The sequence below is a fragment of the Arthrobacter sp. NPDC089319 genome, assembly GCF_040684925.1.
Taxonomy (GTDB): Bacteria; Actinomycetota; Actinomycetes; order Actinomycetales; family Micrococcaceae; genus Crystallibacter.
Map to the genome: position 1 here is coordinate 89,330 of NZ_JBFBGZ010000009.1, position 18,613 is coordinate 107,942.

At 66.2% G+C, this 18,613-nt stretch carries 14 protein-coding genes and 1 pseudogene; 9 read left to right on the forward strand and 6 right to left on the reverse strand.

The window, feature by feature from the left end:
* Positions 1–203 precede the first annotated feature (203 nt).
* Positions 204–1,847 (forward strand): DUF222 domain-containing protein, encoded by a 1,644-nt coding sequence (locus AB0N75_RS14115; protein WP_364650988.1) that lies wholly within the window; start codon positions 204–206, stop codon positions 1,845–1,847.
* Here AB0N75_RS14115 and AB0N75_RS14120 read toward each other — a convergent pair.
* From AB0N75_RS14120 to AB0N75_RS14130, 3 genes are all read right to left on the reverse strand, one after another.
* Positions 1,844–2,926 carry an adenylate/guanylate cyclase domain-containing protein gene (locus tag AB0N75_RS14120; protein WP_364651280.1) on the reverse strand — a complete coding sequence of 361 codons (1,083 nt, stop codon included), beginning with the start codon at positions 2,924–2,926 and terminating at the stop codon, positions 1,844–1,846. The two genes, AB0N75_RS14115 and AB0N75_RS14120, sit on opposite strands and share 4 nt — an antisense overlap.
* A gap of 255 nt (positions 2,927–3,181) precedes the next feature.
* Positions 3,182–3,742, reverse strand: coding sequence for a PH domain-containing protein (locus tag AB0N75_RS14125; RefSeq protein ID WP_364650991.1), 561 nt, complete (start codon positions 3,740–3,742; stop codon positions 3,182–3,184).
* Between the two features lie 36 nt (positions 3,743–3,778).
* A complete protein-coding gene (locus AB0N75_RS14130) occupies positions 3,779–4,666 on the reverse strand; it encodes a biotin--[acetyl-CoA-carboxylase] ligase (RefSeq protein WP_364650994.1) in 888 nt (295 codons plus the stop codon).
* A 378-nt stretch (positions 4,667–5,044) separates the two neighbouring features.
* On the opposite strand from AB0N75_RS14130, the gene AB0N75_RS14135 reads away from it, so the two are divergent.
* Positions 5,045–6,640 carry an acyl-CoA carboxylase subunit beta gene (locus AB0N75_RS14135; protein WP_364650997.1) on the forward strand — a complete coding sequence of 532 codons (1,596 nt, stop codon included), beginning with the start codon at positions 5,045–5,047 and terminating at the stop codon, positions 6,638–6,640.
* Positions 6,637–6,906, forward strand: coding sequence for an acyl-CoA carboxylase epsilon subunit (locus tag AB0N75_RS14140; protein WP_364651283.1), 270 nt, complete (start codon positions 6,637–6,639; stop codon positions 6,904–6,906). The genes AB0N75_RS14135 and AB0N75_RS14140 overlap by 4 nt, the downstream gene beginning before the upstream one ends.
* Positions 6,907–6,996: 90 nt before the next feature.
* On the opposite strand, the pseudogene AB0N75_RS14145 reads toward AB0N75_RS14140, so the two are convergent.
* Together AB0N75_RS14145 and AB0N75_RS14150 are read right to left on the reverse strand one after the other, a co-directional pair.
* Positions 6,997–7,290 (reverse strand): annotated as a pseudogene (locus tag AB0N75_RS14145) (VOC family protein); the annotation flags it as partial.
* Positions 7,291–7,313: 23 nt separating this feature from the next.
* Positions 7,314–8,570 (reverse strand): serpin family protein, encoded by a 1,257-nt coding sequence (locus tag AB0N75_RS14150; protein ID WP_364651000.1) that lies wholly within the window; start codon positions 8,568–8,570, stop codon positions 7,314–7,316.
* Positions 8,571–8,740: 170 nt separating this feature from the next.
* Between AB0N75_RS14150 and AB0N75_RS14155 the strand changes: the two genes are divergently transcribed.
* The 4 genes from AB0N75_RS14155 to AB0N75_RS14170 all read left to right on the forward strand — a co-directional run bounded on the left by AB0N75_RS14155 (position 8,741) and on the right by AB0N75_RS14170 (position 13,728).
* Positions 8,741–10,468 carry a DUF885 domain-containing protein gene (locus AB0N75_RS14155; RefSeq protein WP_364651003.1) on the forward strand — a complete coding sequence of 576 codons (1,728 nt, stop codon included), beginning with the start codon at positions 8,741–8,743 and terminating at the stop codon, positions 10,466–10,468.
* 253 nt (positions 10,469–10,721) lie between these two features.
* Positions 10,722–11,378, forward strand: a complete 657-nt coding sequence (locus tag AB0N75_RS14160; RefSeq protein ID WP_364651006.1) for a nucleoside triphosphate pyrophosphatase — start codon at positions 10,722–10,724, stop codon at positions 11,376–11,378.
* A 122-nt stretch (positions 11,379–11,500) separates the two neighbouring features.
* On the forward strand, positions 11,501–13,279 hold the full coding sequence (locus AB0N75_RS14165) for a biotin carboxylase N-terminal domain-containing protein (RefSeq protein WP_364651008.1): 1,779 nt from the start codon (positions 11,501–11,503) through the stop codon (positions 13,277–13,279).
* 179 nt (positions 13,280–13,458) lie between these two features.
* Positions 13,459–13,728, forward strand: a complete 270-nt coding sequence (locus AB0N75_RS14170; RefSeq protein WP_364651286.1) for a GlsB/YeaQ/YmgE family stress response membrane protein — start codon at positions 13,459–13,461, stop codon at positions 13,726–13,728.
* 312 nt (positions 13,729–14,040) lie between these two features.
* Here the strand turns inward: AB0N75_RS14170 and AB0N75_RS14175 are convergent, their stop codons facing one another.
* Positions 14,041–15,444: an MFS transporter gene (locus AB0N75_RS14175; protein WP_364651011.1), complete on the reverse strand. Its 1,404-nt coding sequence runs from the start codon at positions 15,442–15,444 to the stop codon at positions 14,041–14,043.
* Between the two features lie 240 nt (positions 15,445–15,684).
* Here AB0N75_RS14175 and AB0N75_RS14180 point away from each other — a divergent pair, with 240 nt between their 5' ends.
* A complete protein-coding gene (locus AB0N75_RS14180; protein ID WP_364651014.1) occupies positions 15,685–16,008 on the forward strand; it encodes a hypothetical protein in 324 nt (107 codons plus the stop codon).
* Positions 16,009–16,083: 75 nt separating this feature from the next.
* On the forward strand, positions 16,084–18,507 hold the full coding sequence (locus AB0N75_RS14185) for a Tex family protein (protein ID WP_364651289.1): 2,424 nt from the start codon (positions 16,084–16,086) through the stop codon (positions 18,505–18,507).
* The last annotated feature ends 106 nt before the right edge of the window (positions 18,508–18,613 follow it).

Below are 18,613 nucleotides of genomic sequence, written 5' to 3' on the forward strand. Positions count from 1 at the left end.
CGCAGAGCGATAGTTGGGCACAACCGTTAGAGACTCTCCGAAAGTGTCCGAAGCAGCCCATAGGCTGTTTCTAGTAGCAGTTTTGTACCAATCGTTGGCCATCAGGTTGGGGGTCTCCTGATGGCGTCTGCGGGCCTTGTTCCGCGACCGTTCGTAGTCGATGCCGTGCCTCTTCTGGGCACGCCGAAGATTGAGACGCGCTCATGGTTGATCCGGCAGCACCCGAACGACCCGCCGCGGCAGCGGCTGCCTCGGTCTCGTTGCCGCCGGTGGATCTGGAGGCCCCGGCGGCGGACTTGGTGGACCAACTCACGGCCAGGGAGAACGCCAAGGACGCGATCGCCGCGGAGCAGGCCAAACTGATGGTCGCGCTGGATCAGCGGATCCGGGCCGAGCGGGCCGCCAAAGGCGTCCCGGCCGCCCGGCAGGGCGAAGGGATCGCCAAGCAGATCGGGTTGGCGCGCCGGGAGTCCCCGAACCAGGGCGCGTTGCTACTGGGCCGGGCCAAAGTCCTGGTCCAGCAGATGCCACACACGCTCCAAGCCCTCGAAACGGGGAAACTGAACGAACGGCGGGCGGCGATCCTGGTCAGCGAAACCGACTGCCTGAGCCCGGAGCACCGGGCGGCCGTGGATGAGGAACTGGCCGGGAACCCGGACCGGCTGCACGGGCTCGGGAACCGGCGGCTGGAGGCCGAAGCCAAACGCGCCGCCTACCGGCTGGACCCGCACGCGGTGGTGAAGCGGGCCGCGAAGGCCGAAGCGGACCGGTATGTCTCCTCCCGGCCCGAACCCGATGTGATGGTCTCCGTGCGGACCCTGCTGCCGGTGGTGCAGGGGGTCGCGGTGATGGCCGCGCTCAAGCAGGAAGCGAACCGTCAGGCCAACGCCGGGGACCCCCGGTCGCGGGGGCAGGTGATGGCCGATACCGTGTTTGAACGCGTCACCGGCCGCACAACTGCCGACCCGGCCACCCTCGAGGTCCAGTTGGTGATGACGGACCGGGCGCTGCTGCAGGGCGAGAACGAACCGGCCCGGCTTACCGGGTACGGCATCGTCCCGGCCCAGTACGCCCGGGACCTGATCCGCCTGCCCCAAGACCCGCCCGGAACAACCCAACCAGGAACCGGAGACAGGCCGCCCGACTTGGGCCCGCCCGGCATGAGTCTGCCCGGCATCAGCGCACCCGGCACGAGCACTGGCCGGCCGGGCAGCGGTTTCGGGCGGAAGGCTCCGCCGGCCGGGACCGAGCCGGGCTGGAAGACTGCCCGCGAGCAGGCCAAACAGGTACGGCTGCGGACCCTGAAGGTCGGCGGTGTGGAGGATGTCTGGGTTCGGCGGCTGTACACCGCCCCGGGGGACGGGCAGTTGCTGGGCATGGACTCGAAGGCCCGGAAGTTCCCGGACGGGATCCGGCGGATGGTCATGGCCCGGGACGCGTCCTGCGCCGGTCCCTGGTGCGACGCGCCGATCCGGCACATCGACCACATCGTCGCCTGGTCAGAGGGAGGACCCACCACCCTGGCCAACGGCGAAGGCCTGTGCGAACGCTGCAACCAGTCGAAGGAAGCCGACGGCTGGTCAGCCAAACCCCTCGACGGGGCCCGCCGCACCGTCGAGACCACCACCCCGACCGGCCACACCTACACCTCCACCGCACCACCCCTACCCGGCACCACGGTGAGCAGGCCGACGGCAGCGGCGCCAGCTGGACACCGGCCCGGAACCCTTGCAAACGGAGCGAAGCCAGCGGCGGCTAAGGCCAAAAAGGTATTGGTCCGCCGACGCAGGGATCAACTGGACCGCGAGCGCGTCAGCGTGCGCAAGCAATCGGCGAGCCGAGGCTAGTCGACGACCAGGCCCTTGCCGGTGCCGTGTGCAACAGTGACCGGGTTGACCTCGCCGAATCCGCGGACGGTGCGGACCTTTTGAGGGATCAGCACAAACCGCTCGTCGCCGGCGAGTGTCGATGCGGTGGTGGCGTCGACCAGTACGGTTCCGGGTTCGGCGAGTGTGGTCAACCGCGCAGCCAGGTTGACCGTGGGTCCATAGATATCGCCGAGCCGGGAAAGAACCCGGCCCCACACCATGGCCACCCGCGCCGAGGGCAGCAGATCGTCGTCGCCAATCGCCTTCGCCAAGGCCAGCGAGATTTCCGCCCCGGCCTGCGGAGAGGACGCAATGTAGAGAACTTCATCGCCAATGGTCTTCACCAGCCGGCCGCCGCCTACTGAAATGATCTCGGCGCAACGGTTTTCAAAGCGCTGTACCAGCTGGGCGAGGGTCTTCTCGTTCATCTGGCGGGACAGGCTGGTGTAGGACACCAGGTCCGCGAAGCCCACGGCCCGCAACAGGGGCAGCGAGTCATCGTCGTCCGCGCCGGTTCCGGCTCCCAGGCCGGCTTCGGCCCGGACAGTCAGGCGGGCGACCCCGGCATTGAGCTGTCGGCGGTAGGAGTAGACCAGGACCTTCTCCAAGGAGTCGATCAGGTTCGGCAGCTCATGAACCAGCCGCTGGCGCGCCTGAGCATCGGTGAGTCCCCGCTGGTGCACCATCTCTTCCACCAAGGCCTCGACCTGCCAGACCACCATGCGGTCGGTCATCTGTCCGATGGACCGGGTGATCGAAATGGCCGCTTCCTCGGTCAGACGCTCCTCGCGGACCAAATCGATGATGGTGGTCAACGCGTCCAGGTCTGCCTGGGTGAACGCCAGATCCTCGTCCCCAAGGTTGGCGAAGCCGAGGGCGCGCCAGATCTTTCGGGCCGACAACAGCGATACCCCGGCACCGGCGGCCACTTCGCGGCGCTTCATGGTCCGTTCGGAGCCGAGCAGCCGGACTTCAAGATCCTTGATCGCTTGCCGGTCCACCTTGCCGTTGGAGCCGCCGGCGGGAGCGGTCTGGGCGGGCAGTGGCACGCGGGGCATGGACAACGTCAGCGGCTCGGGTTCGCCAGCCGGGTGTCCCCCGGTGGTCCGCACGTCTTCGGGGACCGGCTCGGCTTCCAGGATGGGTTCGGGGTCCTCCGCCCGGGTCTCTTCGAGCTCTTCGACCGGCTCGTCGGCGGCCGGCAGCGGTACTTCGCGGCGCAGCAGTTGGGGCAGCTCGGGATCGCGCGGCACCGGTGGCCGGCGCGGTTCATCCTGCGCGCTGCTGATGTCCATCCTGTGCATCCTCCTCTGTCAGCTGTCCCAGCTGTTCCACTCGGTTTCTGTTTCCATGTCTACACCATCGAACATGGCGGTGCGTGGCAGCTGCTCAATGGTCTCCACCACCAAAGTCCTGAACCGGAAGACCTCGGGTACGTCAACGATCCGGCTGGTCCGTCCGTGCCCCATGTCGATGGTGAGGTTACCGCTGCGCAGCGTCCGCTGGATGATCGACTGCTCGGTGTGCAGCTCGGCAATCTTCACCAGCAGTAGCTGTCGCTCATGCCGCCGGCCCATGCCCCGGCGGACGATGAGCCTCTTGCTGGTGAGCAGATAGCGGGTGCTCACCCAGCGCAGCAGCGGCAAGAGAAACAGCCGTGACAGCAGCGCCGCCACCACCACGGCCAGTCCGGCGAGCAGCAGCGGGTGCCACTCTTCGATCCAATCCGGCGGGTTGGCTCGGCTGAGGTTCGCCAACACGTAGGAGCCCGCACCAAGCACCAGCAGCGCTGCCACCACCGGCCAGGTCAGCTTCCGGGCCTGCGGCCGCGTCATGACAATCACGCGTTCCCCCGGATCCAGTTTCAACCGCAACGCGGCTCCCGGATCCGGCAGGGGGTCCAGATCAACTTACGGGCCTTCGTGCGGCCGGAGGTGCACCACGTCGCCGGCCGCCACGACATGTTCGGTGCCTTCAGCATCACGGATCTTGACGGCGCCGTAGGCGTCCAGTCCGAACGCTTCGCCGATGATCTGTTTTCCGTCCGGCAGCTCGGCCCGCACCTGCTGTCCCAACGTGACCATCACATCGCGCATCCGCGAGAGCAGGCTGGATCCGTCGTTCCATTCAGCTGCCGGATCACCGTTGACATTGCAGAATTGCCGGTAGCGCTTGGCGAAGACCCGCACATAGGACATCAGCAGAATGTTCCGGTCAGTTGTCCGCCCCTTTTCAATCGCCACGCTGGTGGCGGTGGGCACGGGAAGCTCATCCCGCGAGAGCGTCACGTTGAGGCCAGTGCCGAGAACGACGGCGGGGGGCGACCCATCGGGGTAGTTGACGACCTGGGCCAAGATTCCGGCGATCTTTCGCCCGGAGACCAGCACGTCGTTGGGCCATTTGACCTCTGCCTTGAGCTGCGCGTACTCGCCCAGCGCCTCCGCCAGTGCCGCGGCCGCCAGCAGCGAGAACCAGGCATAGCTCTGGGTGGGCACAGGGTTGCCGGCGCGGTTGAAGGGCCGCAGCAGGATGCTCACGATCACCGACGAGCGGGCTGGGGCGGTCCACTGCCGTTCCAACCGGCCACGGCCGGCCGTTTGCTCCTCGGCGGCCAGGATGCTCAGGTCCGACCAGCCCACCTTGTCCGCCACAGCCCAAGCGGCCAGATCGGTATTGGTGGAGCCGGTGGATTCCACCAGTTCAAGCTTTCGGTACGGACCCAAGGGTGCACAGAGAGCGTCGCTGAGACCGTCCAAGTCCAGGGCCGGGCGGTCGACGTCGGAAAAACTCTGGCTCATGTGTTCCATCCTACTGATCGCGGGCGGCTGAGGGGGTCGTGGGCGTCCCGCGATCCTTCGCGCATCCGGTGGGGGAACCTGGAACGCGGCTGGTGGCCGCGGCGGAACGCAGCCGGCGGCCAGGGCAGAACGCAGCTGGTGGCCACGGTAGAACGCAGCCGGTGGCCAGGGCGGAACGCGGCAGGTGGCCGCCGTTGAACGCAGGTGGTGGCCAAAAGCTGCGGCGGCGAAATTGTAGGGTTCCTACAGCAGGCGTCCCACTGCTGCTCACTAGACTTGGTTCAGCGACGCGCCTGCGACCCGCGGTTTTGTACGAAACCTACTTAACCGCCTGCAGGCCGCCAGCGTCCGACACCCTCGGCAGAATCCGGAGATTTCATGAGCCTCGATCAAGACCTTGACCTGCAGACCACTGCAGGCAAGATTGCGGACTTCCGCCGCCGCCAGGCAGAGTCCCTGCAGCCCTCCGGCGCCGAGGCGATCGAGAAGCAACATGCCCGTGGCAAGAACACCGCCCGGGAACGGATCGAAATGCTGGTGGACCAAGGATCCTTCGTGGAGTTCGACGCCTTGGCGACGCACCGGTCCACGGCCTTCGGAATGGAGAAAAAGAAGCCGCTCGGCGACGGCGTCGTCTCCGGTTACGGCACCGTGGACGGACGAATGGTGGGGGTATACAGCCAGGACTTCTCCGTCTACGGCGGTTCGCTCTCCCAGGTCAACGGCGAGAAGATCGTCAAGGTGCAGGAATTCGCCCTGCGCAACGGTTGCCCCGTGATCGGCATCAACGACGGCGGCGGCGCCCGCATCCAGGAAGGCGTGGCGTCCCTGGCGATGTTCGCGGACATCTTCCGCAACAACGTTGCCGCGTCCGGCGTCGTGCCTCAGATCTCGCTGATCATGGGTCCCTGCGCGGGCGGCGCCGCCTACTCCCCCGCCCTGACGGACTTTGTGGTGATGGTGGACAAGACCAGCCACATGTTCATCACCGGACCTGACGTGATTAAGACCGTCACCGGCGAAGAAGTGGACATGGAGACGCTGGGCGGAGCGCGCCAGCACAATGCCACCACCGGCACCTCCGCCTATCTGGCCGCCGATGAGTCGGACGCCATCGAGTTTGTCCGCGAACTGCTTGAGTTCCTTCCCGCGAACAACTTGGCCGAGGCTCCCCCACTTGAATTCGATGAAGAACTCGAGATCACCGATGACGATCTGAGCCTGGATGAGCTGATTCCGGATTCGGCCAACCAGCCCTACGATATGCGGACCGTGATCGAGCACGTCGTCGACGACGGCAACTTCCTGGAGATGCAGTCCCTGTACGCGCCGAACGTGATCATCGGCTACGGCCGCGTGGAAGGGCACACCGTTGGCATCGTGGCCAACCAGCCCATGCAGTTCGCCGGCACGTTGGACATCAACGCCTCGGAAAAGGCGGCACGGTTCGTCCGCCACTGCGACGCCTTCAACGTCCCCATCCTCACCCTGGTGGACGTGCCCGGATTCTTGCCCGGCAAGGACCAGGAGTTCAATGGCATCATCCGCCGCGGTGCCAAGCTGCTCTACGCCTACGCCGAGGCCACCGTGCCGAAGCTGACCGTCATTACCCGCAAAGCCTATGGCGGGGCCTACATCGTGATGGGTTCCAAGAAGCTCGGCGCCGACCTGAACCTCGCCTGGCCCACGGCGCAGATCGGCGTGATGGGCGCCCAGGGCGCCGTCAACATCCTCTACCGCCGCGATCTTGCGGCCGTGGCCTCGGACGGCGGCGACGTCGAGGCCCGCCGGCAAGAGATCATTTCGCAGTACGAAGAAGAGCTGCTCAACCCCTACCAAGCCGCCGAACTCGGTTATCTCGACGCCGTGATCGCGCCGTCGGAAACCCGACTCCAAGTGGTCCGCGGCTTGCGCGCACTGCGTGACAAACGGGCCACCATGCCGCATAAGAAGCACGGGAATATTCCGCTATGAGCAACTGGTCAGAAGCCGTGAACACGGCAGAAGCATCCGATGGGTTCGAGCACGGGGACGCTGCGGTCCGGCAGCGGCCCCTGCTGACGGTGGCCAAGGGCAATCCGACGCCGGAGGAACTCGCGGCGCTGACCGCCGTCGTTGCCGCCTTCCAATCCTCCGGGCAGGCCGGTACTCCGTCGCGCCGGTCCCGGCGGCCCCGCCGACCCCTGTTGCGGCCGTTCGTCTCGCACGGCCCCGGAGCCTGGCGGCACACCTTCCGCTAGGTCATTCCGGCGGCGGGGTGGCTTCGCCCTGCCAGAAGTTCCACTGATAGCCCCATGGATCGGTGACCGTGAAGGTCCGCGGTCCGTAGGCTGGTCGGCCGGTGGTTCCACGTCCACGTCCACCGCGGCCCGCACGCGCCGGTACTGGGTATCGACGTCGTCCACGTGCACGATGAGCAGCAGTCCGCCACCGTTGCCCGGGTCGGCGGCGCGCCCGCAGACCGCGATCCGGCTGCCTCCTGCCACAATTTCGGCTTCCTCGGTGATCCCGTCGGCGTTGTGCCAGCGCGTGGCCGGACCGAAACCGAGCACCTGCTCCATCCAGTCGAGGGCAGCGTCGGCACCCTCGTAGTACAGATACGGAATCACTTCCGTCACGGCCATGGTGTCCCCCGTCGTTTGTCTGTTCAGCGGGGATCCATCACCGTGCCGAGGAAGAGCGGGAAGCCGGTGGGCAGGTGGACGATCTGGTAGAGGAAGGGCCGGTCGAACGAAAGCTCGACGTCAGGCTCCGGCGGCAGCGAACCGGCCATCACATCCAACTGGGTCACGGCCGCGGCGATGGTTCCTTTTTCCCCTACGGTGATGTTGGCCTGCTGGGCCGCGCTGGTTACCGATGCTTCCTGCTGGATGGCCGCCAGGTCCGGCGCCGGGCCAAGGGTCTCGCCGAGTCCGAGCCGTAGCAGGACCGGCAGCAGGTCCTGCTGGTGCGTGTGGTTCCAGCGGGGCAGCCCAAGAACGACCATGGCGTCGTCGGCGCTGTCCATTGCTGTTGCCACGTCCATCAGCCCTGCCTTGTCCATGACGGGCGCACCGCCGTCGGGCAGGATGAGCCGCATCGCGAACCCGTCCCCATACGGCAGGTCCACGCCTTGCCAGCCCTTCCCTCGTACGTAAGGCGCCTGGACCAGGTTTCCCATCATGGGTACGGAAACCCTTTCCCCCGATGCGGTGGTGAAATCCGCATCCTCCGTAGCCGATGGGTCGAACGGCTGCTCCCAGGCAGCCGCGAAGTACACTGCGTTCAGCAGGGTTAGCGTGTTGTCTGGATGATAGCCGCCGGGTGCCTCGGGGATCCGGCCGCCGGTGTGGTGGTCCACCCAGGCATCCATGGCCTCATTGGTCGACGGATCCGAATAGTCCAGCGGGTAGACGCCGGAGCCATAATGCTCCGCCAGGATCTGCAGGTAGCCCTCGCCGATCGGCGTCCCTGCGTCCACGAAGACGCCGTTCGCCAGATGCATCAGCGGCCTGACGGGCGGCTCGTCCTCGTCCACCGAGCCCGGGTCGCCGTCGAATTCCTCCCACTGGGCCAGCAAGGCGTTCAAGGCAGCGTCCAGGTTTTGCTCCGGAAGGCCCAGGACCCGGTCCAGTTCCTCCGCGGTGGTGCTGCCGGCGCCGGCACGGAGCATGGCCACGGCGTAGAGCAGACTCACCGGGCCGGTGACCTGATTCTCCTCCGGCGTCGCCGAGAGCATGGCTGCCCCAAGCGTGAAGGCAGATTGCCGCAAGGCGTCGATTTCGGCCGGGAACTGGCCCGCCGCCGCGTCGGCCCTGGCCACACCGTCCGCTCTCAGCAGGTCGGGCGGCGCCGCGCAGCCGCCGAGCATCACGACCGGAGCCAGCCCCAATGCGGCCAGCGCCGCCGTCGTCCTTCTTCGCACTATGTTCTCCTCACCGTTGACCCCAACCTAGGCGCTGGCGAGGATGGGGACCAGATGCGGCCGGCTACGATCCGATGACAACTGCCGGCAGGGAGGGGTTCGCGGCGCCAAAAGGCCACAGCCGGAGCGTTACGTGGCCCAAGGCAACTGGTTGCCGGTAGGCTCTCGGTGTGACTGAGCAGACATCTGAACTGACCAAGACCCCGGAGCCCGGGCGTATTCCGTCCGCCATCGACGCCGTAGCGGACGCCTACACGGCCGCACTGCTGGAGTTGGATCCATCGTTGGCAACCTCGCTCGGCATCCCCGGGCACGAGACCGAGTATCCCGACTTCTCGCCGGCCGGTGCGGAGGCCTTCGCCGAGGTCACCCGGGAAGCCCTGCGGCGGCTGGAGGATCTGGAACCCACCGACGACGTGGACCGGGTCACACTGGACGCGATGCATGAGCGGCTGGGCCTCGAGCTGGAGATCCACGAGACCGGCTGGGATCTGGCTGATCTGAACAACATCGCTTCGCCGCCCCAGGACATCCGCGCCATCTTCGACCTGATGCCCACGAGCACCGTCGAGGACTGGAACAACATTGCCGGCCGGATGGCCAACGTCCCCGACGCAATCGCCGGCTACGTGTCCTCCCTCCGCGAGGCCAAGGACCGCGGGCTGGTCGCTGCCAAGCGGCAGGTGCGCATTGTGATGGAGCAGACCGGAGCGTATGCGGCCGAGGACGGTTTCTTCCGGTCGCTGGCCGGGCAGGCTGCAGCCGAAGAGGGCGAGCTGTCCCAGGACCTGCGCGACAGGCTGGCCGCGGCCGCCGAAGCCGCGGCAACTGCCTACGGCCAGCTTGCCAGTGTGCTGGAAGCCGAGGTGCTGCCGGCCGCACCGGAGAAGGACGCCGTCGGCCGCGAACGCTACGCGCTGATGTCGCGCCGGTTCCTGGGTTCCGCGGTGGATCTGGAGGCCACCTATGCCTGGGGCGTGGCGGAGCTGGACAGGATCATCGCCGAGCAGGAAGCCGTCGCCGAGCAGATCCGCCCCGGTGCCAGCATCGAAGAAGCGATGGCAGCGCTCGATGCTGACCCGAAGCGGCAGCTGCACGGCACCGATGAACTGCAGGCGTGGATGCAGGACCTGTCCGACAAGGCCGTGGACGAGCTGTCCGGGCACTTCGACATCTACGAGCCGATGCGCCGGCTGGAGTGCATGATCGCTCCGACCCATGAAGGCGGCATCTACTACACCGGCCCCAGCGACGACTTCGCCCGGCCCGGCCGCATGTGGTGGTCCGTGCCGGAGGGCGAGGACAGCTTCACCACCTGGAAAGAAACCACCACGGTCTACCATGAGGGCGTTCCCGGCCACCACCTCCAGATTGCGACGGCGACCTACCGCCGCGAGCTGTTGAACAACTGGCGGCGGAACATCTGCTGGGTCTCGGGCCACGGCGAAGGCTGGGCCCTGTACGCCGAACGCCTCATGGACGAGCTGGGCTACTTGGCCGACCCGGGCGACCGGATGGGTATGCTCGATGCGCAGCGGATGCGGGCGGCCCGCGTGGTGTTCGACATCGGAGTCCACCTGGAGCTGGAAGTCCCCGAACGCTGGGGATCCGGAACCTGGACCCCAGAGAAGGGCTACGAGTTCCTGCGCCGCAACATTGCGATCAGCAAGGGCCAGCTGGACTTTGAGTTCACCCGCTACCTTGGCTGGCCGGGCCAAGCCCCGTCCTACAAGCTGGGCCAGAAGCTCTGGGAGGAAATCCGCGACGAGCGGCGGCGCCGTGAGGGCGCCGCGTTCGACATCAAGGCTTTCCATAGCCAGGCGCTGAACATCGGCTCCGTCGGGCTGGACACCCTGCGGCGCGCGCTGCTGGGCGAGGAACCGGTTCCGGCCGCCTGATTCGCCCCAGCCGGGCAGACCCGGACAAACAGGAGGGCCGATGCATCCCCCAACGGTGCACCGGCCCTTACCTGTGCCGGGTCCCTTCCGCCCCGGGCGGGGCGTACTCTCCGGCGGGAGGAAGCTCCCGCCAGAAATCGTACGGTCAGGCAACCGATACAGCGGAGAACCGCGGCGGTTCTTTACGCTCAGGTCACAGGGCGGAAACACGCTAAGCAAGGTTGGCTTTCCGGCAGCGGATAGGCTTGGTCGAGTGACCGACCTTCGCCTGATCCTCGCCTCCGCATCCCCCGCCCGCACCAAGCTCCTGACCGAAGCCGGCATCGCGCACCAGGTCCTGGTCTCGGAGGTAGACGAAGACGCCGTCACGGCCAGCTACGGGGTCACCGACCCGCACGACACCGCGCTGCTGCTGGCCCGGGCCAAGGCCGAAGCGGTGGCCGCGCTTCCTGCGACCGACGGCGCACTGGTGCTCGGCTGCGACTCGGTGTTCGAGCTCGACGGCGAACCGTACGGCAAACCGCACGAGCCGGAGATCGCGCGCGAACGCCTGCGCAAAATGAGTGGCCGGCACGGCGTGCTGCACACCGGCCACTGGCTGGTGGACTGCCGAGCCACCGCCTTTGATGCCGAAGACCCTGAAAACGACGACGCCGGATCGGGTGCCACGGTGGGCGCGGTCGCCTCCGCCGCGGTGCATTTCGCCCAGCTCTCCGACGCTGAGATCGACGCCTACGTGGCCACCGGCGAACCGCTCCACGTGGCCGGTTCTTTCACCATCGATTCGCTGGGCGGGGCCTTTATCGAGCGGGTCGACGGCGACCCGCATGCCGTCGTCGGGCTGTCCGTCTCCACCCTGCGCCGGCTGCTAGCCAACGCCAACGTGCAGATCACCGACCTCTGGAATTGATCCACCCGGTGGTTTTGTAGGACTCCTACAAAGAACAGGCCGTGCACACGCACAAACGGCATTATTCATGAGCGATTCCCGCAAAAGCAGGCTAGGCTCCTCAAGGATAGAAGGAGCTTTGAATGACCCAGCGCATCACCAAGGTACTGATCGCCAACCGTGGTGAAATTGCCGTCCGCATAGTCCGCGCCGCACGCGACGAAGGCATTGCCTCGGTCGCTGTCTACGCCGACCCGGACCGGGATGCCCTACATGTCCGGCTGGCGGACGAAGCCTTCGCACTCGGCGGGAACACCGCCGCCGAATCCTATCTGGTGATGGACAAGCTCCTGCAGGTGGCCCAGGCCGCCGGCGCGGACGCGGTCCACCCCGGCTACGGCTTCCTGTCGGAGAACGCCGAGTTCGCGCAGCGGGTCCTCGACGCCGGCCTGACTTGGATCGGCCCCTCCCCCGACGCCATCTCCCAGCTGGGCGACAAAGTCCAAGCACGGCACATCGCCGAACGGGTCGGCGCTCCCCTAGTACCCGGCACGCCCGATCCGGTGTCGAGCGTGCAGGAAGTGCTCGACTTCGCCGATACGCATGGCCTGCCGCTGGCCATCAAGGCCGCTTACGGCGGCGGCGGCCGGGGCATCAAGGTGGTCCGGGACCGCCAGGCCATCGCCGAATCATACGAATCGGCGGTCCGCGAAGCCACCGCGGCGTTTGGCCGCGGCGAATGCTTCGTGGAACGCTTCCTGGACGCTCCGCGCCACGTGGAAACCCAGTGTCTGGCCGATGCGCACGGCAACGTGGTGGTGGTGTCCACCCGCGACTGCTCGCTGCAGCGGCGCAACCAGAAACTCGTGGAAGAAGCCCCTGCACCCTTCCTGTCCCCTGAGCAAAACGAACGACTCTACGCTGCGTCCAAGGCGATCTTGCGCGAAGCCAAGTACCAAGGCGCGGGCACGTGTGAATTCCTGGTCGGCCAAGACGGCACCATCTCCTTCCTGGAGGTCAACACCCGGCTGCAGGTTGAGCACCCGGTCTCGGAGGAAGTCACCGGCATAGACCTGGTCCGCGAACAGTTCCGACTGGCCCGCGGCGAAGAGCTTGGCTACGACGACCCCGAAGTGCGCGGCCACTCGTTCGAATTCCGCATCAACGGCGAGGACGCCGGCCGCAACTTCATGCCGGCCCCGGGAGTGGTGGAGACGCTGCGCCTTCCCACGGGCCCCGGCGTCCGGGTGGACTCAGGCATTGAAGCAGGCGAAGTTGTCGGCGGAAACTTTGACTCCATGCTGGCCAAGCTGATCATCACCGGAAGCACGCGCGCCCAGGCACTGGAGCGGGCCCGGCGGGCGCTGGACGAGATGGAAATCGGCGGCATGCCTACCGTGCTGCCGTTCCACCGTGCCGTGGTGGCTGACCCGGCGTTTGCCCCCGAGGACGGGGCGTTCAGCATTCACACCCGCTGGATCGAAACCGAGTTCCAGAATGACATTCCCGCTTTCCAGTCCGCTCCGGCCGCCGCGGCCGACGAGGACGGTGAGCGCCAGCGCGTGACCGTGGAGGTCGGCGGCAAGCGGCTGGAAGTGGTGCTGCCGGCGGGCCTCGGCTCGGGCACAGGGTCGGCCGCCAAGTCCAACGGCAAGCCTAAGCGCGCCCGCGGCCGTTCCGGCGCGGCCGCCGGCGCCTCGGCAAGCGGTGACGGTTTGGCGTCGCCCATGCAAGGCACGATTGTGAAAGTTGCCGTAGCCGAGGGCGACACGGTCGCTGAAGGCGATCTCGTCGTCGTGCTCGAGGCAATGAAGATGGAACAGCCGCTCACGGCCCACAAGGCAGGGACGATCTCGGGGCTGTCCGCCAAGCCCGGAGACACTGTTTCCGCCGGTGCGGTGCTGGCCACCATCGCTGACTAGAGGCGCTTTTTGCCCCGCCTGACTGTACCAGCCGTTGTAGTTCTGTCACGTTTTAGTGCCTAGTGGGCGCGGGAACTTATAAGCAGGCTGTCTATGCTGTACCGTGATGTTTACCAAGGAGCAGAACCCGGCCTGGCCGGGAAAAATGAAGTATCACCTACGTAAAGGAGATGCACATCATGGGTTTTCTAGCATTCCTCTTGCTTGGATTGATTGCCGGCGCCATCGCCAAGCTGATCCTTCCCGGACGGCAGGGAGGCGGCTGGATTGCCACCCTGATTCTGGGCGTCATCGGCGCTCTTCTGGGCGGATGGATCGGCGGTATGGTCGCGAGTGTCGATATGAATGAGTTCTTCAGCCTCGCATCGTGGATCTGGGCCATCATTGGATCCCTGGTCGTGCTGGTGATCTGGGGCTTCATCACGAACAGGAGGAGCAGCACCGTCTGATTCTGGCCGCTTGATCTGCTCCTTCAGCGGCATCTGGCCCGCCGTCCCCCACGGGGCGGCGGGCCTTTGCACGTGCAGGTTTTCCCAAGGGTAACCATGACAACCTCTACTCCAGTGGCCCGCCGGCCCAAGAACGATTCCGGCGGAAACGGCCATAGCCTTGCGGGTCCGGCGCCCAAGAGCCGGGCCACTCAGGGGCCGGCGCCCAAGAGCCGACCCCCGGGAGGGGGCCCTAGAGGATGTCATCATCCGCTACGCAAGGAGGGCCCGCGGCAATCAGCCGCGGGCCCTCCCGTGTGTCCAGCGAACCAGTCAGCTGGACTGGTTCTCGTAGTCCATGTCCTTGGTCTCCTTGCTCAGGAGCAGGGCGATCAGGGTGAGCACTGCGGCTGCACTGAGATACAGGCCCACCAGGAAGGTACTCCCGTCCGCGGCCTGCCACAGCGCCACGGCAATGAACGGAGCCACTGAAGCGCCGAGGATCGAAGAGAAGTTGTAGGCCACGGCGGAGCCGGTATAGCGCACGTTGGTGGGGAACAGCTCCGGCAGGATCGCTCCCATCGGCCCGAAGGTCAGGCCCATCAGGGTGAACCCGATGATCAGGTGTGCCATGGTGCCGGCGAAGCCGCCGCCGAACAGGGGCACCCAGAGGAAGCCGAAGGCCACAATGCCCAGCGTTACCCAGATCAGGGTCTTCCTCCGGCCGTACTTTTCGGCGAGCGGCCCAGCTACCAGCGTGAAGATTCCGAAGAACACCACGCCGATGATCAGCATCAGCAGGAAGTCATTGCGGGCATAGCCCAGACCGGCGGCAAACGTGTCCGGGTCGAACGGCTTTCCGGCCGCCTCGGCCTTGGCGGTGGCGTCCTCGACGTTGGTTGCTGCAGTGCCGTAGGAGAGCGTGAAGGTGGTCATCAGGTAGAACAGCACGTACGTAGCCAGCATGATGAACGTGCCCAGGATCAGCTGGCGCCAGCTGGACTTGAAGACCCGGCCCAGCGGCAGCTTGGTCACCTCACCCTTATCCACGACCTTCTGGAAGGCCGGGGTCTCCACCAGCTTCAGGCGGACCCACAGGCCGATGATCACCATCACGGCGCTGGCCAGGAAGGGAATGCGCCAACCCCAGTCCATGAACTGGTCGTTGGTCAGGTTGATGCTCAGCAACAGGAACAGCGAGTTGGCGATGATGAAGCCGATCGGCGCACCCAACTGCGGGAACGTGCCATAGATGGCCCGCTTGTTGGCCGGCGCATTCTCGGTGGCCAGCAGCGCTGCGCCGCTCCATTCGCCGCCGAGGGCCAGGCCCTGGGCGAAGCGCATGACCACCAGCAGGGCCGGGGCCCAGAAGGACCAGCCGTCCACTTGGGCGGTGGGCAGGCAGCCAATCAAGAAGGTGGCGATTCCCATGGTGAGCAGCGAGGCCACCAAGGTGCCCTTGCGGCCGTACTTGTCGCCGAAGTGTCCGAAAACAATCGATCCGAGCGGGCGGGCAATGAAAGCCACGCCGAAGACCGCAAACGAGCTCAACAGTGCGACGGCGCCGCTGGCATTCGGAAAGAACAGCGCGGGAAAGACGAGCACGGCTGCGGTTGCATAGACGTAGAAGTCGTAGAACTCGATGGACGTGCCGATGAGGCTGGCGACGATCACGCGGCCGCGGGAGTTCACCGGCGCGGCCGGCGCCCCCTTGGTGACTGGTGCTGGTGTGGACATTGAAATGACGGCTTTCGCTCGGGTGAATATCGGATAGATTCTAAGCCAACGTGTCCGAACTCCGGACATTCATTTCATTATGTGGACACCTGTGATAGAGAGACGCAGCTCATACTTCGCGCGCAATCGGGGAGGTCAACGGTAGCCGCGACACGGCGAATGTGGCATGCTGTTGCGCACATCACCGGCCAAGGGACGGCGGAACGGGTCCTTGTCAGTACCGGCTGGCATCATTCGGACGTGACTAAAGTGGATGTTGTGACTGCCAGCAGTTACGCGAAGAACCGCGGCGAGCCGCGCATGACCGCCGGGGCACGCCATACACGTACCGCTCGCGAGGCCTACTGCCGCGAGCCCTATGTTCGGGTGCAACTGGACGGCGGCACCCTCGATGCCAAGGCGATTTCCTGGGACCAAACCAGCGTGCAGGTGAAGTGGATCGATACACAGGGTTCTTCACGGACCGCGTGGGTCCCCGCCGGAAAGGTACGGCGCATCCACCGCGACGAATCCAGTTGGCGCGATCCCTACGATGACTACGCCTTCTACTATCCCGACAGGTAAGGGAGGCTGCCCATACGGCACAATGGATCGGTGACCGAAACATCCGCGCTTGAACAGCCCGCCCTCCTCACGACCCTGCCTCCTCAAGATCCGGCCGCCCTCAGCGCGCGGATCTATGCCCAGCTCGCCCAAGAGTTGGGAGTCAATACGTGGCAGGTCAAGGCAGCGGTGGAATTGCTCGACGGCGGTGCCACCGTCCCGTTCATCGCCCGCTACCGCAAAGAAGCCACCGGGACGTTGGATGACGCGCAGTTGCGTGATCTCGAAGAGCGACTGCGCTACCTGCGGGAGTTGGAAGACCGCCGTCGCGCTGTGCTGGAGGCCATCGCCGGCCAAGGCAAACTCACCCCTGAACTGGAGGCCGCCGTCAACGAGGCGGACACCAAAGCCCGTCTCGAGGATATCTACCTCCCCTACAAGTCCAAGCGGCGGACGAAGGCCCAGATCGCCCGCGAGGCCGGGCTGGAACCGCTTGCCGTCGGCCTGCTGGCCGATCCGTCGCAGGATCCGCTGGCAGCCGCGGCACCATTCCTTAATCCCGAACACGCCATCAACGAGCCGACAGACGCCTTGGCCGGCGCCCGAGCCATTTTGGTGGAGCAGGTCAGCCAAGACGCCGATCTGGTATCTGAACTGCGGGAACGGCTGTGGAAGCAGGGCCTGGTGCGGGCCGAGGTCCGCGAGGGCCAGGCGGAAGCCGGCCAAAAGTTCGCCGACTATTTCGACTTCGCCCAGGACCCCGCCGGCCTTCCTTCGCACCGTGTGCTGGCCCTGCTTCGCGGTGAGAAGGAAGGCGTGCTGAACCTGGACATCAGCGAGGGCAACCCCGCCGATGCCGAGGACTACGCACAGGCGCGCGGCCGGTTTGAGAACGCGGTGGCATCGCGCATGGGCGTGGCCGATCGCGGCCGGCCGGCGGACCGCTGGCTGATGCAGACCGCCCAGCTGGGGTGGCGCCGGATCCTGGTCAAGCTGGCCATTGACCTTCGCGTGCGGCTGTTTACCGCGGCCGAGGACGAGGCTGTCCGGGTCTTCGCCGCCAACCTCCGGGACGTGCTGCTGGCGGCGCCGGCCGGAAACCGGTCCACGCTGGGGTTGGATCCCGGGCTGCGCACCGGCGTGAAGGTCGCCGTCGTCGACGGGACCGGCAAAGTGGTGGCCACCGATACCATCTACCCGCATGCTCCGGCCAAGAAATGGGATGAATCTTTGGCCTCGCTGGCACGGTTGGCGGACAAGCATGCCGTCGAGCTCGTCGCCATTGGCAACGGCACCGCCTCACGGGAGACGGACAAGCTGGCCACCGAACTGATCAAGCTGATGGGGTCCACCCGCAAGCTGCAGAAGCTAGTGGTTTCGGAGGCGGGTGCATCCGTGTACTCCGCCTCGGCTTTGGCCTCGGCGGAACTGCCGGAACTGGATGTGTCCTTGCGCGGTGCCGTCTCGATCGCCCGTCGCCTGCAGGACCCGCTGGCCGAGTTGGTCAAGATTGACCCCAAGTCCATCGGCGTCGGGCAATATCAGCATGATGTCACCGCCACCAAGCTGGAGCGGTCGCTGAGTGCAGTGGTCGAAGACTGTGTTAATGCGGTCGGCGTGGACCTGAACACCGCGTCGCCGTCCCTGCTGTCCCGGGTGGCGGGTCTCGGTTCGCAGTTGAGCGAAAACATCGTCGCCTACCGCAACGCCAATGGACCGTTTGCCAAACGCGCCGATCTCAAAAAGGTCCCGCGGCTGGGCGAGAAGGCTTTCGAGCAGTGCGCCGGCTTCCTTCGCATCACCGGCGGGAACGAGCCTTTGGACGCTTCCAGCGTGCACCCGGAAGCATACGGCATCGCCCGGAAGATCCTCGCCGCGGCCAGCACCACCGCCACGGAGGCGGCACGAGGCGGCCAGTCGCTGGCTGTGCTGGATCCCCAACAGTTCGTCGACGACAGCTTCGGCCTTCCGACGGTGGTGGACATCATCTCCGAGTTGGAAAAGCCGGGACGCGATCCACGCCCGCACTTCACCACCGCGACCTTCACCGATGGCGTGGAGAAGATTTCCGACCTGACGCCGGGCATGGTGCTGGAAGGCTCCGTGACCAACGTGGCCGCCTTCGGCGCCTTTGTGGATGTAGGCGTCCATCAGGACGGGCTGGTCCACATTTCCGCGATGTCGGACAAGTTCGTCTCGAATCCGCACGACGTGGTTAAGTCCGGGCAAGTGGTGAAGGTCAAGGTCTTGGAGGCCGACCCGGAGCGCAAGCGCATCTCGCTGACCCTCCGGCTTGACGACGAAGTTCCCACCGGGGAGCCGCGCCGGCAGGGTTCCGGCCCGGCGGGCCGCCCCGGAGATGCCCGCAGGGAAGGCCCACGTCCAGGCTCAGGTGCAGGCAGGTCCGACCGCCGCGACGGCAAGAAGCCCGGCAGAAATGACGACCGGCAGCCCGGCAACGGAGCTTCCGCGAACACGGCAATGGCCGAGGCCCTGCGGCGGGCAGGCCTCGGAAAATAGAGAACGGCAGCGCAGCACCTCCCGCCGCCGGAGCACTCCCTCCGGGTGATGCACAAGGTGCCGGGCTGCCGTTCCCAGCGGATGGTGGACTTGCGGAGACTGGGTC

Bases quoted from the DNA above. Each gene is read 5' to 3' on its own strand.
- AB0N75_RS14165 (WP_364651008.1), top strand. From the start codon at position 11,501: ATGACCCAGCGCATCACCAAGGTACTGATCGCCAACCGTGGTGAAATT.
- AB0N75_RS14120 (WP_364651280.1), bottom strand. From the start codon at position 2,926: ATGCCCCGCGTGCCACTGCCCGCCCAGACCGCTCCCGCCGGCGGCTCC.
- AB0N75_RS14130 (WP_364650994.1), bottom strand. From the start codon at position 4,666: ATGAGCCAGAGTTTTTCCGACGTCGACCGCCCGGCCCTGGACTTGGAC.
- AB0N75_RS14135 (WP_364650997.1), top strand. From the start codon at position 5,045: ATGAGCCTCGATCAAGACCTTGACCTGCAGACCACTGCAGGCAAGATT.
- AB0N75_RS14115 (WP_364650988.1), top strand. From the start codon at position 204: ATGGTTGATCCGGCAGCACCCGAACGACCCGCCGCGGCAGCGGCTGCC.
- AB0N75_RS14140 (WP_364651283.1), top strand. From the start codon at position 6,637: ATGAGCAACTGGTCAGAAGCCGTGAACACGGCAGAAGCATCCGATGGG.
- AB0N75_RS14175 (WP_364651011.1), bottom strand. From the start codon at position 15,444: ATGTCCACACCAGCACCAGTCACCAAGGGGGCGCCGGCCGCGCCGGTG.
- AB0N75_RS14170 (WP_364651286.1), top strand. From the start codon at position 13,459: ATGGGTTTTCTAGCATTCCTCTTGCTTGGATTGATTGCCGGCGCCATC.